Genomic DNA, 14,886 nt, shown 5'->3' on the forward strand with positions numbered 1-14,886 from the left:
TCACTCACCCTTCCCAGCTCACCGGATTCTCTTGCCCTGGACACTACTACTAGTGGCGGACAAAGTTTTACAACACAAGGTGTTGTGTCGTTCGGTGTCCTGGGGCGATGGCCGAGCGGCCAGCGAAAAGGTGGGCGGAGACACCCCGCGCGGCGCGGACGCGCCGCCGTGCACTCTGTCACAGCACCTTCGGGCGGCTATCGGCGGGGACCGCCCGAAGGTTTGCCGATCGAGTGCCGACGCTCAGATGCCCACGACACTCAGATACCCAGCACCAGCTTGGCGGTCGTGAAGTAGATGATCAGCCCGGTGGCGTCGACCAGGGTGGTGACCATGGGGGCCGAGATCACCGCCGGATCGATGCGCAGCTTCTTGGCCAGCAGCGGCATGGTGCCGCCGATGGTGGCCGCCCACGCGCAGATGAGCACCAGCGTAATCCCCACCACCGCGGCGATTTCCATGCCGACGAACAATCCGCCGATCACCACACCGATCAACGCCAGCATGGTGCCCAGCAGCAGGCCCACCCGGCATTCGCGCCACACCACCCGGAACAGATCCGAGCCGCGCACCTCGCCCACCGCCACGGCGCGCACACAGGAGGTGGCGGCCTGCGCGCCGGCATTGCCGCCCGCGCCGATGATCAGCGGAATGAACAGGGCCAGATGCGCGGCCTGTTCGAGGGTGCCCTCGAACAGGTCGGTGACCGAGACCGTCAGGGTGGCCGCCACCAGCAGCAGCGTCAACCACATGGCGCGGTAGCGCGCCAGCTGGAAGACACCCGCCGCCATGTAGTGCCCCTCCCACGGCGCGGCACCGGCCTGACGGGCCACATCCTCGGAGTCGGCGGCCTCGATGACCTCGATGGCGTCGTCGATGGTGAGCAGGCCGACGAGGCGGTCCTCGCTGTCCACCACCGGCAGGTTGATCAGGTTGGCCCCCTGCATGAGCCGGGCGGCCTTCTCCGCCGAATCGGTGGCGCGCACGAACACCGGTTCGGCCGCCACCAGATCGGCGATCATGGCGTCCGGGGAGGAGAGCACCAGATCGCGCAGTTCCACCACGCCGATGATGCGGCGGCCGCCGTCCACCACCGGGAGGGTGTAGACGGTCTCGGCGTTGCCGCCCTTGGTGCGCACCCACTGCAATGCCTGCACGACCGGCAGATTGCGCGGCAGCGCAACGACTTCCGGCGTCATGTAGTACCCGACGGAACCCTCCGGGTAGCCGAGCAGCTGCGCGGTCATGCGCCGTTCGCGCGGGCTGAGTCCGGCCAGCACCTTCTTGGCGACCTTGGCCGGAGCCTCGCGCAGCATGCGGGCGCGGTCGTCGGGATCCATCTCCTCGACCAGCTCCCGGAAGCGCTCGTCCCGCAGCCCGCTCAGAATCTGCTGCTGGTCAACGGGTTCCAGCTCCTCGAAGACATCGAGGGCACGGTCCTTGTCGAGCAGCCGGAACACCACCCCGGCGGTCACGGCGTCCATGCGGGCGAGTTCGTCGGCGATCACGTGCGGGGCGTGATCGTCCAGCCATTCCAGGGTGGGACCGACGTGATGCGGGTCGACGATATCGCGCAGCGGGACATAGGGCGCGCGGTCGTCATCGCGTGCGGAGACCGGCGGCTGCGCCGGAACATCGTGCGCAGCAACGCATTCGGACCCCGCTGCGCGATCGCGGAGAGTGCCCTGACACTCGGGCGGCGCGCCCGCCGCCTCGTCCCGCGCATGTGCGTGGCCGGACTCCGCGCCACCTCGCTCGGGCAGGTCACCGCTACGAGCGGACATCGCGGCCGCACGGTTGGGCAGCGCGCCGTCGCGCTCAGGCAGCGCACCGTCGCGGTCGGGCAGCGCACCGTCGCGGTCGGGCAGCGCGCCGTCGCGGTCAGGCAGCGCGCCGTCGCGATCGGGCAGCGCGGCCTCATGGCCGAGCCGCGCCGGATCGCGGTGGGTCGACACCGCGTCGCGGTAGGGCAGCGCCGACGCGCACGGGGGCGTCACCGCCTCGCGGTCGGTCAGCGGGGTGAATGCGGGCAACGTCGACGGAGCGACGTGCAGATCTGTCTGCGTCATGACGGAACCTCGGCCGGGCAGGCGAGTAAAGGGGGTGAACGAGGGCAAACACCTGGTTTCACACCGCGAGGCACCGACCCGGCCGCGGCAGTCCTACTGCCCTATCCGCGGAACGAGGGGACGGCGCCGCGCGGCCTTCGACTGGGGGGTTCGCTGCGCATGCAACCCACCTCCTCCATCATCGCCGTGCACCGTCAGAGATCACTCGCCATATTGCGAGCGCAAAAATCATCCTCGTGCAGGATACAACCAACGGCCAAACCGGCCTAACCCACAGGCCACATGTGGGCAGCGACACGCCACCACAGCGGCCACCCTCGGTGCGCGCGGCGGGCACAGTGATGCGCTGGGGTGGAGGGGTGCGGTTGGAATCACTCACCATGGTGCGGCACGGCGAGAGCGTCGGGAATGCGACGGCGCGGGTGGCGCAGGCGGCGGGGGACGAGGAATTCGGTTCCGGGACAAGGGATGCGGACTCCACGCTGTCGGCGGTGGGGCGGGCGCAACCTAGCCGCCGGACGATCGATCAGGGGAATTCGTGGCAGCATCGCGCGAGGACCCGCCGCCACCAGTTCCCCGTCGCGGTCAGGTGTGGTGGTCGACGATGGCGCGGAGCAGGCGGATGAGGTGGCGTTGCTCTTCGCCGGTGAGGGGGGTCAGGAGTTCGGCTTGGGCGGTGCGGATGAGGGTGTCGAGTGTGTCGAGGTGGCGGCGGCCGGAGTCGGTGAGGTGCACCAGGTTTCGGCGGCGGTCGCGGGGGTCGGGGGCGCGTTCGATGTAGCCGCCGCGCTCCAGATCGGTGATGGCGGCGGTGACGTCACTGCGGTCGAGCCCGATGCGACGACCCAGATCGGCCTGACTGGTCGGCCCGGATTCGTCGAGCGCCGCCAGCAGCGAGAAGTGGTAGCGGTGTGCGATATCGGCGGAGCTCAGTCGTTCGCCGACGATCCGGTGCCCCTGAGCTGCGCTCTGTGCGAGCAGCCAGGTCGGCAGCGAGCGCAGTCGGCGCGGCGCGGTGCGGGGATCCACGATTTCAGCCTAGACCAGGGCTTGCATTGTTGGTCGAGCCAACATATATTCGTTGGCATCACCAACATTAATCCCTGACAGGATTGCCCGACACGAGGATTCGCCATGCACACGAACCGCCCCTTCCACTCCGATGCGACATCGACCCATGACACCGTTCATCGCCACGCGACCGTCGCAGTGCCCCACGCCGGCCCTCGACCGGCGCGCAGGTTGTCCGGGGCGATTCGGCGCGCCGCGCTGACCGGAACGTTCGCGCTGCTCGCGGCGGCCGCTACCGCGTGCACGGCGGGCGGCAACACGGCCCTGATGGATTCGGTCCGTGACGACGAGGCCGAGATCAGCCGGCTGGTCACCCGCCTCGGCGTGGCCCTGGACGAGCACGACTTCCAGGCCCTCCCCCAGCTGTTCACACCCGAGGCCACGGCCACCACTCCGGGCGGCACCGCCGTCGGCCGCGACAAGGTGATAGCGCAGGCCACGCGCAATCACACCGATTTCCCGAATCTTCAGCACATCGTCAGCGGTGTTCTGGTGGATGTGAACGGCGACCGCGCCGAGGTGCGTGCCAATCTGGTCGGCTATTTCGGCCGGGCCGACGATCCGGAACCGGTCCGCCGCATCGGCGGCGTCTACCGTTTCGGCGCGGTCCGCACCGAGGACGGCTGGCGTTTCGACGCCCTCACGGTCCGCCAGGTCTGGCGCATCGAACACGAGACCGCCGCCTGACGTCGCTGTCGGCCCGGATGCTCAGCGGACCAGACGGGCGAGTTGGCCGGTGTCGGCGCGGGATTCGGCGGTCGGATCGACCGACCCGATCTCCCATTCCGCGCCGTCCGGCCAGTCGGTGCCGGTCGGCGGTTGGGGGTCGTACTGGATGCCGCGGCGCACCCACTGGGCGCGGTCCTTGCCCACGAGCCGCTGCACCAGGTAGAGGGCCATGTCGATCCCCGCGGACACACCGGCGGCGGTGATGATGTCGCCGTCGTCGACGAACCGTTCATCGCGCCGCACGTCGATGGTCGGGTCCAGCTGCGCCAGCACGTCGAGCGACAGCCAGTGCGTGGTCGCCGGTCGCCCGTGCAGCAGTCCGGCGGCGGCCAGCACCAGCGATCCGGTGCACACGCTGGTGATGAGCGGAATCTTCTCCCGGAACCGCCGCACGCAGGCCAGTACGGCGTCGTCGCGCAGCATCCACCGGGTGCCCTTGCCCCCGGGGAACACCACGGCGTCCATGGGCGGCGCGTCGTCCAGGGCGTAGTCCGGAATCACCTTCAGCCCCTTGGCGCATTCCACGCTCTCCCCGTGCCGCGAGAAGGTGAACACCTCCCAGCCGTCCTCCGGACACATCGTGGTCCAGAAGGCGAGGACCTCCCAGGGCCCCGCGAAATCCAGCTCCTCGACACCGTTGAACAGCAGAATCCCAATTCGCCGCGTTCCATCGGTCACGGCAGAGATGGTGTCAGCACCGACGCCGTTCCCCGGTTAGAAACGCCGAGGGCGCTCCCGGTTCGCCTACCGGAAGCGCCCTCGACCGTTGCCCGGCTCAGAGCATGCAGCTCACGCAGCCCTCGACCTCGGTGCCCTCCAGGGCCATCTGGCGGATGCGGATGTAGTAGAGGGTTTTGATGCCCTTGCGCCAGGCGTAGATCTGGGCCTTGTTGACGTCGCGGGTGGTGGCGCTGTCCTTGAAGAACAGCGTCAGCGACAGGCCCTGGTCCACGTGCTGGGTGGCGGCGGCGTAGGTGTCGATGACCTTCTCGTAGCCGATGTCGTAGGCGTCCTCGAAGTAGTCGAGGTTGTCGTTGGTGAGGTAGGGGGCCGGGTAGTAGACGCGGCCGATCTTGCCTTCCTTGCGGATCTCGATCTTGGAGGCGATCGGGTGGATCGAGCTGGTGGAGTGGTTGATGTAGGAGATGGAACCGGTCGGCGGCACGGCCTGCAGGTTCTGGTTGTAGATGCCGTACTGCATGACCGACGCCTTCAACTCGCGCCAGTCGTCCTGGGTGGGGATGTGCACGCCCGCGTCGGCGAAGATCTGGCGCACCCGCTCGGTCTTGGGCTCCCACGCCTGCTCGGTGTACTTGTCGAAGTACTCGCCCGAGGCGTACTTGGACTCCGGGAAGCCGCCGAAGTACGTACCCCGTTCCTTGGCAATGAGATTCGACGCCCGCACCGCGTGGTAGGCGATGGTGTAGAAGTAGATGTTCGTGAAGTCCACGCCCTCTTCGGAACCGTAGAAGACGCGCTCACGCGCCAGGTAGCCGTGCAGGTTCATCTGACCGAGGCCGATGGCGTGGGATTCGTTGTTGCCCTGCTCGATCGACGGCACCGAGTAGATGTGCGTCTGATCCGAGACCGCGGTGAGCGCGCGGATGGCGGTCTCCACGGTCTTGCCGAAGTCCGGTGAGTCCATGGTCTTGGCGATGTTCAGCGAGCCCAGGTTGCAGGAGATGTCCTTGCCCACCTTGGAATACGAGAGATCGTCGTTGAACTCCGAGGGCGTGGAGACCTGGAGGATCTCCGAGCACAGGTTGGAGTGGGTGATCTTGCCCTTGATCGGGTTCGACCGGTTCACCGTGTCCTCGTACATGATGTACGGGTAGCCGGACTCGAACTGCAGCTCGGCGATGGTCTGGAAGAACTCGCGCGCCTTGATCTTCGACTTGCGGATGCGCTTGTCGTCGACCATCTCGTAGTACTTCTCGGTGACATTGATGTCGGCGAACGGCACGCCGTAGATGCGCTCCACGTCGTACGGCGAGAACAGGTACATGTCCTCGTTCTTCTTCGCCAGCTCGAAGGTGATGTCCGGGATCACCACGCCCAGCGACAGCGTCTTGATGCGGATCTTCTCGTCCGCGTTCTCCCGCTTGGTGTCGAGGAAGCGGTAGATGTCGGGGTGGTGGGCGTGCAGGTACACCGCGCCCGCGCCCTGCCGCGCACCGAGCTGGTTGGCGTAGGAGAACGAGTCCTCCAGCAGCTTCATGATCGGAATGACGCCCGAGGACTGGTTCTCGATCTTCTTGATCGGGGCACCGGCCTCACGAATATTGCTGAGCAGCAACGCGACTCCGCCACCGCGCTTGGACAGCTGCAGGGCGGAGTTGATGGAGCGCCCGATGGACTCCATATTGTCCTCGATGCGCAGCAGGAAGCAGGACACCGGTTCGCCGCGCTGCTTCTTGCCCGAGTTGAGGAAGGTCGGCGTGGCGGGCTGGAAGCGGCCCGCCATGATCTCCTCGACCAGCTCCGAGGCCAGGATCTCGTCACCGTCGGCGAGGGTCAGCGCGACCATGCACACGCGATCCTCGAAGCGCTCCAGGTAGCGCTTGCCGTCGAAGGTCTTGAGCGTGTACGAGGTGTAGTACTTGAACGCGCCGAGGAAGGTGGGGAACCGGAACTTCTTGGCGTACGCCTGCTGGAACAGCTGCTTGATGAAGGCGCGGCTGTACTTCTCCAGCACCTCTGTCTCGTAGTAGTTCTCCTCGATGAGGTAGTCGAGCTTCTCGTCGAGGTTGTGGAAGAAGACGGTGTTCTGGTTGACGTGCTGCAGGAAGTACTGGTGCGCGGCCTCGCGATCCTTGTCGAACTGGATCTCGCCGTTCGGACCGTACAGGTTCAGCATGGCATTGAGGGCGTGGTAGTCCAGGCCCTCGGTGGTGCTGGAGTCCCCGCTGACCGGACGCTCTACGCGGGCAGTCTTTCCGACCGGTGCTGTTGTCGTTGCCAAAACAATCCCAATCCCTCTCGGACGCGCTCGACGTCCTCGGCAGTTCCCATGAGTTCGAAGCGATACAGGTACGGCACTCCCGCTTTGCGCGAGATCACCTCTCCCGCAAAGCAGTACGTATCGCCGAAGTTCGTATTGCCGGCCGCGATCACGCCGCGCAGCAGGGCGCGGTTGTGGGCATCGTTGAGGAATTTGGCCACCTGCCGGGGCACGAATTCCTTCTCGGATCGGTTCCCACCCAATACGTGCCGACCACCCCCGTAGGTGGGGACGATCAGCACGTAGGGTTCATCGACGCGAAGCGAGTCGGCGGTATGCAGTGGTATGCGGAGCGCCGGGAGACCCAGCTTCTCCACGAAGCGGTGCGTGTTCTCCGACGCACTCGAGAAGTAGACCAGATTGGCTGTCTGGGTGGACATGTCGGCCACCTTCCCAGTTCGATCGGGCGAACCTGCGACCAGCGGCGAGCTTCCCCGCACGCCGCTGGGGGCCGCTCAGGCCGCGACGGTGGCGAGCGCCTTGATGCGGTCCGGGCGGAAGCCGGACCAGTGGTCGTCACCGGCGACGACGACGGGGGCCTGCAGGTAGCCCAGGGCCATGACGTAGTCGCGGGCTTCGGGGTTCTCGGAGATGTCGACGACGTCGTAGTCGACGCCGATCTTGTCGAGCGCCTTGTAGGTGGCATTGCACTGAACACAAGCAGGCTTCGTGTACACGGTGATGGTCATTGTGTCCCCTTCTCCTCGCCTTCGATCCGTATGCAGTGCACGGCTGAAACAAGATCCACGTACTAGCTGCGCAAACCCCTGGAAGCGGAACCGAAGCCCCTGGTCACCCGATCCGACCCACTGTTCATCTCGGGTGGCTTTCCAGCGCTGTAGACACTACACCTAGTGGCCGACAGATTCATACAACACGACATGTTGCGACTCACAAAGGTGAAATTCCGGTGTCGTAAGTACCTGGCCACTCAATTCGCAACTCGACACGACTGAGGCAGAGATCACAATTTCGGCAAGTAGCACATTCTCAGCAAACCCTGCGTCATCAGGCATAACACCCATCACGCGGGTCACACGCACACCACGGGTACGCGGATGTCGCAGCACCGCCCCGTCATGCGGCCGACACCGAATCGAGACGCGCCCCGGCGTGTCGCCGGGGCGCACGCCCCGCCGCACACGACAAGGCCACGGCGTCGAAAGCCGTGGCCTCGTGGGGATTCGGAGTTCGCCGGTCAGGCGTTGACCAGGTTGCCGTTGGCCGACTCCGCCAGGGAGACGACGGTCGCGGCCAGCTGGGTCAGCGCCTCGGCGTCATCGGCCGGGTGAACGTCGACGAACCGGTTGCCGATGGTGCCGAAGTGCAGGTGGGCATTCTCCACCACGGTCGCACCCGCCACGCCCAGCGCCTTGACGGTGTCCCCGTGCGCCCACTTGGCCGCGTTCGAGCTGATGGACGCGGACACCACCGCGGTGGGCTTGCCCTTGATGGCACCGGCGCCGTAGGGGCGCGAGGCCCAGTCGATGGCGTTCTTCAGCACGGCCGGGAGGGTGCCGTTGTATTCGGGCGTGACCAGCAGCAGGCCGTCGGCGGCTGCGATCGCGTCACGCAGCGCCTGCGCGGCGGCGGGCACTTCGCCCTCGACATCCAGATCTTCGTTGTAGAAAGGGATATCCGCGAGACCCTCGTAGAGGGTGATCTCCACGCCCTCGGGCGCCGTCTTGGCGGCGGCCTCGGCGAGGCGGCGGTTGATGGAGGCAGCACGCAGGCTTCCGACGAGAGCGAGCAGACGGGTCTGAGACATGGTGGGCACTCCTGAAGCTGTAGTCGGTGGGTGGTACGTTCACCTGACACTAACCGGACCACGGTCCGGATTCATTCCCGGGTACCGAGGAGGGCACCGTGATGCGTGACACGCCCCCGGCGGAGCAGCCCGCGTCGCTGTCATCCGACTCGCTGTCATCGGACTCGCTGCCGTCCGACTCGCTGACGATCGAGCCCCGGACACCACCGTCGCTGCCGGGCGGCATCCCGCTGCCGACCACCGAGCACGCCGAACGCAGCGACGCCGCCCGCAACCGCCAACTGCTGCTCGACGCCGCCGAGGCGCTGGTGCGCGAACAGGGCGCGGAGGCCGTCACCATGGACGCGGTGGCCAAGCGGGCCGGGGTCGGCAAGGGCACGGTGTTCCGGCGCTTCGGCAATCGATCCGGACTCATGCACGCGCTGCTGGACCAGTCGGAGAAGAAATTGCAGGCGGCCTACATGTTCGGCCCGCCGCCGCTGGGACCGGGCGCACCGCCGGTGGAGCGGCTCATCGCCTTCGGTCGGGCACGGCTGGCCGGAATCGAGGTGGAGGGCGACGTACGCCGGGAGGCGGCCTTCGATGCCGACCGCTATGCCAGCGCCCCCTACAACGTGACCAGATCCCATGTGGCTCTGCTGCTTCGGCAGGCCGACGTGGCCAGCGGCGGCTGGCTGCTGGCGGATACGCTGCTGGCCGCGCTGGACGCGGGCCTGGTGCTGCACCAGACCCGCGTGCTCGGGTACACGCTGGCGCAGATCGGCGACTACTGGGAGACGCTCGTCCGCCGCGTCACCGCCCCGACCGCGCAGTAGAGTGTGCGCAATGGGGAACCTGCGTGACGAGATCATCGCCGAACTGGGCGTGGCACCGACCATCGAACCGAAACTCGAAGTGCGGCAGCGCATCGACTTCCTCAAGGACTATCTGCGCGCCACCCCCGCCGCGGGATTCGTGCTCGGCGTCAGCGGCGGCCAGGACTCCACGCTGACCGGGCGGCTGTGCCAGCTCGCCGCCGAGGAACTGCGGGCCGAGGGCACCGAGGCCACCTTCGTGGCGGTGCGGCTGCCCTACGGGGTGCAGGCCGACGAGGAGGACGCGCAGATCGCGCTGCGGTTCATCCGGCCGGACCGCTCGGTGGCGGTGAATGTCAAGCCGAGCGCCGATGCCGCGGGCGAGGAGGTCGCGCTCGGCGTGGCGGGGCTGCTCGGCACCGAGGCCCGGCTGCGGGATTTCGTGCGCGGCAATATCAAGGCCCGCGAGCGCATGGTCATCCAGTACGCCATCGCCGGTCAGCTGAATCTCCTGGTGGTCGGCACCGACCACGCGGCCGAGGCCGTCACCGGCTTCTTCACCAAATACGGCGACGGCGGCGTGGACATCACCCCGCTCACCGGCCTCACCAAACGCCAGGGCGCGGCCCTGCTCCAGGAACTCGGCGCCCCGCCCAGCGTCTGGCAGAAGGTCCCGACCGCCGACCTCGAGGACGACCGCCCCGCCCTCCCCGACGAGGAGGCCCTGGGCCTGACCTACGCCCAGATCGACGACTACCTCGAGGGCAAGGACGTCGCCCCGGAGGTGACACAACGCCTCGAAACGATCTACCGCAACACCCGCCACAAGCGCACCGTCCCGGTGACCCCGCTCGACACCTGGTGGAAGTAGCCGCGACCACCCGGGTGATCAGCCGCCCGCGAAGGGCGGGAGGACGTCCACCCGTGCGGTGAGGGGAGTCGCCGCGTCCCTGGTGAGTTCGTCGCCGACGAGGTAGGCGCAGACGCGGAGCATGGGGTCCAGGTCGGGGCCGTAGGTGGTGGCGAGGGTGTGGCGCAGGTCGGCGACCGTGGCTCCGGCGGGGAGGTCCAGGGTCTCCTTGCCCTTGCCCACCGCGTCGGCGATGGCGGCGAAATAGCGGACCTCAACCACCGATGGCTCCCATCGTTCGCTCGGGGGGCTGGAAGTCGGCGGCGTCGATGCCGTGCCCCGCCCACTTGTTCCACATGGCGCCGCGCCACAGGGTGGCGATCTCCGCGTCGGAGGCGCCGGAGCGCAGGGGCGCGCGCACATCGTATTCCTGATCGCTGAACAGGCAGGACCGGATGCGGCCGTCGGCGGTGAGGCGGGTGCGGTCGCAGTCGCCGCAGAATGTGCGGGTCACCGAGGCGATGATGCCGACGGTGCCGGGGCCGCCGTCGACCAACCAGTTCTCGGCGGGGGCGGACGGGTCGTCGGGGCGGCCGATCTCGGTGAGAGTGAAGCGCTCGCCCAGCACGTCGAGGAGTTCGGCGGCGGTGATCATATTGGCCCGCGCCCACTCGTGGTCGGCGTCGAGCGGCATCTCCTCGATGAAGCGCAGCTCGCAGCCCTCGTCGATACACCATTGCAGCAGATCCGCCGCGCCGGACAGGGTTTCGCGCATGAGCACGGCGTTCACCTTGACCGGGGCCAGCCCCTCGCGCTGGGCGGCGCGGATGCCGGAGAGCACCGACTCGAGGCGGTCGCGGCGGGTGAGCCGGGCGAAACCGTCGCGGTCGACGGTGTCGAGGGAGACATTGACGCGGTTCAGCCCGGCTTCGGCCAGCTTGCGGGCGCGGTGTTCGAGACCGACGCCATTGCTGGTCATGGCCAGCGGCGTATCCGGCAGCGCGGCGCGACACCCGGCGATGATCTGCTCCAGGTCGCGGCGCATGAGCGGTTCACCGCCGGTGAAGCGCACCTCGTGCACGCCGAGTTCGTGCACGGCCAGCGTGACCAGGCGCACGATCTCGTCGGTGGTGAGCAGTTCATCGGCCGGAATGGGCGGCAGGCCCTCCTCCGGCATGCAGTAGGTACACCGCAGCGAGCACTTCTCGGTAATGGATACCCGCAGGTCACGGGCGGTGCGACCGTAGCGGTCCACCAGGAACGGGGTATCGGGGCGACCGTCGAGAGAGGGTCGCCCGGCTCGTACGGCGGGAATTCCCATCACGACCACGGTCACCCGACCATTATTACGGGTATGTCCAGTCCCCCGCTCGGCCTGTCGTGCCGAGCGGCCCCGCCGCGGCGCGCGTATAGGCTGACCCGCATGACTTCTCGGCCAGTTCGGATGCAGGCCCGGTCCGTCGACGACCACCGGCAACGCATCGAAAGTCTGCTGCGTCCGCTGGCAGACCGGGAGACCGAGCGGATTCCGATGGCGCGCGCGCTCGGACGGCGGCTGGCCGAGGATCTGCACTCCCCCCTGGATCTGCCGGTCTTTCGGAACTCGTCCATGGACGGGTACGCGGTGCGGGCCGAATCGGTGGCGACGGTACCGGTGACGCTGCCGCTCGCCGGTGTGGTGGCGGCCGGGATGGCCGGTGACGCGGAACTGCCCACCGGGACGGCCGTGAAGATCATGACCGGCGCACCGCTGCCGCCGGGCGCGGACTGTGTGGTGCCGGTCGAGGACACCCGCGCCGACGGCTCCACCGTGACCATCGAGAAGGGGCGCGCCGCAGGCGATTTCGTGCGCGAACCGGGCACCGACGTGCGGGCCGGGGCACTGCTGGTCGCGGCGGGCACCCGGCTCGCGCCCCGGCACGTGGCGGCGCTGGCGGCGGTCGGACTGGCCGAGGTCCCGGTCGCACGGCGGGTGCGGGCCGCGGTGCTCACCACCGGTGACGAACTCATGCCCGCGGGCAGCGCGCTGCGGCCGGGTCAGATCTACGACTCCAACGGGCTCACACTGGCAACGGCGTTGGCGGACAACGATGTCGAGGTGGTGTCGGTCGGGCACAGCTCCGACGATCCGACCGAGTTCCACGCGCTGGTGACCGCCGCCGCGGCCGCCGCCGACGTGGTGTTCACCTCCGGCGGCGTGTCCAAGGGGGACTTCGAGGTGGTGAAGGATGTGCTCGCCGAGCTGGGCGGCGAATTCGGTTCCGTCGCGGTGCAACCCGGCGGACCGCAGGGCGTGACGGTGGTGGACGGGGTGACGGTGGTGAGCTTTCCCGGCAATCCGGTGTCGACCGCCGTCTCGTTCGAGGTCTTCGCCCGCCCGATCCTGCGGGAGTTGGCCGGACTGCCACCGGTCGACACCACGGAGCTGGCCTTGCTGGAATCGGTCCGCTCCCCCGCCGGTCGCCGCCAGTTCCTGCGCGGCCGCCGCACCGACGGCGGCGTGGCCCTGGTCGCCGGTCCGGGCTCACACCTGATCGCCTCCATGGCCGCCGCCGATGTGCTCATCGACATTCCGGCCGAGGTCACCGAACTGCCCGCGGGGACGCCGGTGCGAGTGCGGCACCTCTGACCCTGCCGCCCCCGAGAAACCACAGCTCGGCCACGCTCGACACCTCAGGGCCGTTGGCCGACCTCGACGCGTGTCGTCGGTACCGGCCTCGCCAGGGCCGACCGCCGATGCGGATCTTGTGGGACACAGTCGCCGCGAATGTGCTGGCCGTCCGCGCCGCGCGCGGTCACGGCGGCCCGCGCGGCGCACGTGCGGACGCGCGAAGGGGCCGTGATCCCGCCACCGGCTCGGCCGATCCACCAGGATCGGCGAACCGCGGGTCGAGGCATTTCGGAGGAAGGCACGAACGGTGCCTCCCCGTGCCGCCCCACCGGGGCGACTGTGGAACGCTGGTGGGCATGAGTGAGTTGTCCCATGTGGATCGAGAGGGACGCGCTCGCATGGTGGATGTGAGCGCCAAGGCCGACACCACGCGGGTGGCGGTGGCGGCCGGTGAGCTGCGGACCACGCCCGAGGTGGTGCGGCTGGTGCGGGCCGACGACATGCCCAAGGCCGATGTGCTGTCCACCGCCCGCATCGCCGGAATCAACGGGGCAAAGAAGACGTCGGAACTCATTCCGCTGTGCCACCAGCTGGCCCTGTCCTCGGTGGATGTGCGCTTCGACTTCACCGATGCCAGCATCACCATCGAGGCGTCCGCGAAAACCAAGGGCCCCACCGGGGTCGAGATGGAGGCCCTCACCGCCGTGGCGGTGGCCGGGCTCACCCTGCACGACATGGTCAAGGCCGTGGACCCGGCCGCCACCCTGAACGATATCCGCCTGCTCACCAAAGACGGTGGGAAGCACGGGCATTGGGAACGGCCGGACGCCACCGCGGATGCCGCGGTCCCGCACGTGGCCGCCCGGACCGCGAACAGCGGGACGGACGGCACTTCCGCCGTAGCCGACGCGGAGACCGCCCCGCCGACCGGCACCGGACAACTGGCCGCGGAGACATCGACGCCAACGCCCGTGGTGAGCGATCGGCACACGAGCACCCCGCGACGGGCCGCCACGCGAGACATCGGGGCGGATGCGTTCGGCGCGGGCCGCCGGGCTGCGGTTCTCGTCGCCTCCACCGGGGCGGCGGCGGGCACACGGACCGACACCACCGGGCCACGGCTGGTGGAATGGCTTGCCGGGCTTGGTTTCTCGGTGCGAGGGCCGCTGGTGTACGCCGACACCGATATCGCCTACGGCCTGTCGGACGCGCTGTCGGAAGAACCCGCGCTGGTGATCAGCACCGGCGGGACGGGGGCCTCGCCCACCGACGCCACCCCGGAGGCGACGCTGAAGGTGCTGGATCGCGAACTGCCGGGAGTGGCGGAGGCGATCCGGCAGCGCGGCACCGCGAAATTCCCGCTGGCCTCGCTCAGCCGTGGCGTCGCGGGGCTGGCCGGACGCACGGTGATCGTCAACCTGCCCGGTTCGCCGGGTGGGGTGAAGGACGGCATCGCCGTGCTGGAACCACTGCTCGAACATCTGCTGGCCCAGGTGGCCGGAGGAGGCAGCCATGAGTGACCTGCTGGCCCGGATCAGCGATCAGCCGCTGAACCCCGACGAGGTGGAGCGGGCGGTGTCCGGTCCGGAGCACGGCGCGGTCGTGGTGTTCACCGGCAAGGTCCGCGATCACGATGGCGGCCAATCGGTCTCGGCGCTGGAGTACTCCGCCCACCCCGAGGCCGAACGCTTCCTGCGCCAGGTCTGCGCCGAGGTGGCCGAGGCACGCGGCCTGCCGGTGGCGGCCGTGCACCGCATCGGCCCCCTCACCATCGGCGACCTCGCCATCACGGTCGCGGTGGCGGCCCCGCACCGCGCCGAAGCCTTCACCGTCTGCGCCGACCTGGTGGACCGCATCAAACACGAGGTCCCCATCTGGAAGCGGCAGCGCTTCGCCGACGGCATGTCGGAGTGGGTCAACGCCTGCGGCTGAGCTGACCGACCGCTCGCGACCGTTTACCCCGCACCGCGGGATCGCGGAGGCGAGCCGCGCT

At 68.5% G+C, this 14,886-nt stretch carries 15 protein-coding genes; 6 read left to right on the top strand and 9 right to left on the bottom strand.

What is annotated here, in order from left to right; translation table 11 throughout:
- Nucleotides 1-260: 260 nt before the first annotated feature.
- Nucleotides 261-2,069 carry a magnesium transporter gene (gene mgtE, locus QJS31_RS17690; protein WP_306357187.1) on the bottom strand — a complete coding sequence of 603 codons (1,809 nt, stop codon included), beginning with the start codon at nt 2,067-2,069 and terminating at the stop codon, nt 261-263.
- Nucleotides 2,070-2,654: 585 nt separating this feature from the next.
- On the bottom strand, nt 2,655-3,098 hold the full coding sequence (locus QJS31_RS17695; RefSeq protein WP_195147209.1) for a MarR family winged helix-turn-helix transcriptional regulator: 444 nt from the start codon (nt 3,096-3,098) through the stop codon (nt 2,655-2,657).
- Nucleotides 3,099-3,311: 213 nt separating this feature from the next.
- Between QJS31_RS17695 and QJS31_RS17700 the strand changes: the two genes are divergently transcribed.
- Nucleotides 3,312-3,827: a nuclear transport factor 2 family protein gene (locus QJS31_RS17700; RefSeq protein ID WP_282785762.1), complete on the top strand. Its 516-nt coding sequence runs from the start codon at nt 3,312-3,314 to the stop codon at nt 3,825-3,827.
- A 21-nt stretch (nt 3,828-3,848) separates the two neighbouring features.
- Here QJS31_RS17700 and QJS31_RS17705 read toward each other — a convergent pair whose 3' ends face one another.
- From QJS31_RS17705 to QJS31_RS17725, 5 genes are all read right to left on the bottom strand, one after another.
- Nucleotides 3,849-4,547, bottom strand: coding sequence for a DJ-1/PfpI family protein (locus QJS31_RS17705; RefSeq protein WP_306357188.1), 699 nt, complete (start codon nt 4,545-4,547; stop codon nt 3,849-3,851).
- 97 nt (nt 4,548-4,644) lie between these two features.
- Nucleotides 4,645-6,726 (bottom strand): class 1b ribonucleoside-diphosphate reductase subunit alpha, encoded by a 2,082-nt coding sequence (nrdE, locus tag QJS31_RS17710; RefSeq protein WP_228814853.1) that lies wholly within the window; start codon nt 6,724-6,726, stop codon nt 4,645-4,647.
- Nucleotides 6,727-6,788: 62 nt separating this feature from the next.
- Nucleotides 6,789-7,250, bottom strand: coding sequence for a class Ib ribonucleoside-diphosphate reductase assembly flavoprotein NrdI (gene nrdI, locus QJS31_RS17715; protein WP_282785248.1), 462 nt, complete (start codon nt 7,248-7,250; stop codon nt 6,789-6,791).
- Between the two features lie 75 nt (nt 7,251-7,325).
- On the bottom strand, nt 7,326-7,559 hold the full coding sequence (locus QJS31_RS17720) for a redoxin NrdH (RefSeq protein WP_029927314.1): 234 nt from the start codon (nt 7,557-7,559) through the stop codon (nt 7,326-7,328).
- Between the two features lie 509 nt (nt 7,560-8,068).
- Nucleotides 8,069-8,638, bottom strand: a complete 570-nt coding sequence (locus QJS31_RS17725; RefSeq protein WP_306357189.1) for an NAD(P)H-dependent oxidoreductase — start codon at nt 8,636-8,638, stop codon at nt 8,069-8,071.
- A 101-nt stretch (nt 8,639-8,739) separates the two neighbouring features.
- On the opposite strand from QJS31_RS17725, the gene QJS31_RS17730 reads away from it, so the two are divergent.
- Complete coding sequence (locus QJS31_RS17730; protein ID WP_282785246.1) at nt 8,740-9,453, top strand: TetR/AcrR family transcriptional regulator; 714 nt, start codon at nt 8,740-8,742, stop codon at nt 9,451-9,453.
- Between the two features lie 10 nt (nt 9,454-9,463).
- Entirely contained in the window at nt 9,464-10,303 is an 840-nt protein-coding gene (gene nadE / locus QJS31_RS17735) for an ammonia-dependent NAD(+) synthetase (RefSeq protein ID WP_306357190.1), read from the top strand.
- Between the two features lie 18 nt (nt 10,304-10,321).
- Here the strand turns inward: nadE and QJS31_RS17740 are convergent, their stop codons facing one another.
- Together QJS31_RS17740 and moaA are read right to left on the bottom strand one after the other, a co-directional pair.
- On the bottom strand, nt 10,322-10,564 hold the full coding sequence (locus QJS31_RS17740) for a MoaD/ThiS family protein (protein WP_306357191.1): 243 nt from the start codon (nt 10,562-10,564) through the stop codon (nt 10,322-10,324).
- Nucleotides 10,557-11,618: a GTP 3',8-cyclase MoaA gene (gene moaA / locus QJS31_RS17745; protein WP_282785244.1), complete on the bottom strand. Its 1,062-nt coding sequence runs from the start codon at nt 11,616-11,618 to the stop codon at nt 10,557-10,559. Before moaA ends, QJS31_RS17740 begins: the two co-directional genes overlap by 8 nt.
- A gap of 87 nt (nt 11,619-11,705) precedes the next feature.
- On the opposite strand from moaA, the gene glp reads away from it, so the two are divergent.
- The 3 genes from glp (at nt 11,706) to QJS31_RS17760 (ending at nt 14,825) form a co-directional block, all read left to right on the top strand.
- Nucleotides 11,706-12,911, top strand: a complete 1,206-nt coding sequence (gene glp, locus QJS31_RS17750; RefSeq protein WP_306357192.1) for a gephyrin-like molybdotransferase Glp — start codon at nt 11,706-11,708, stop codon at nt 12,909-12,911.
- Nucleotides 12,912-13,249: 338 nt separating this feature from the next.
- Nucleotides 13,250-14,413 carry a bifunctional molybdenum cofactor biosynthesis protein MoaC/MoaB gene (gene moaCB, locus QJS31_RS17755; RefSeq protein WP_306357193.1) on the top strand — a complete coding sequence of 388 codons (1,164 nt, stop codon included), beginning with the start codon at nt 13,250-13,252 and terminating at the stop codon, nt 14,411-14,413.
- Nucleotides 14,406-14,825: a molybdenum cofactor biosynthesis protein MoaE gene (locus QJS31_RS17760; protein WP_282784227.1), complete on the top strand. Its 420-nt coding sequence runs from the start codon at nt 14,406-14,408 to the stop codon at nt 14,823-14,825. Before moaCB ends, QJS31_RS17760 begins: the two co-directional genes overlap by 8 nt.
- Nucleotides 14,826-14,886: the final 61 nt, after the last annotated feature.

This window comes from Nocardia sp. CC213A, from assembly GCF_030766805.1.
GTDB classification, from domain to species: domain Bacteria; phylum Actinomycetota; class Actinomycetes; order Mycobacteriales; family Mycobacteriaceae; genus Nocardia; species Nocardia otitidiscaviarum.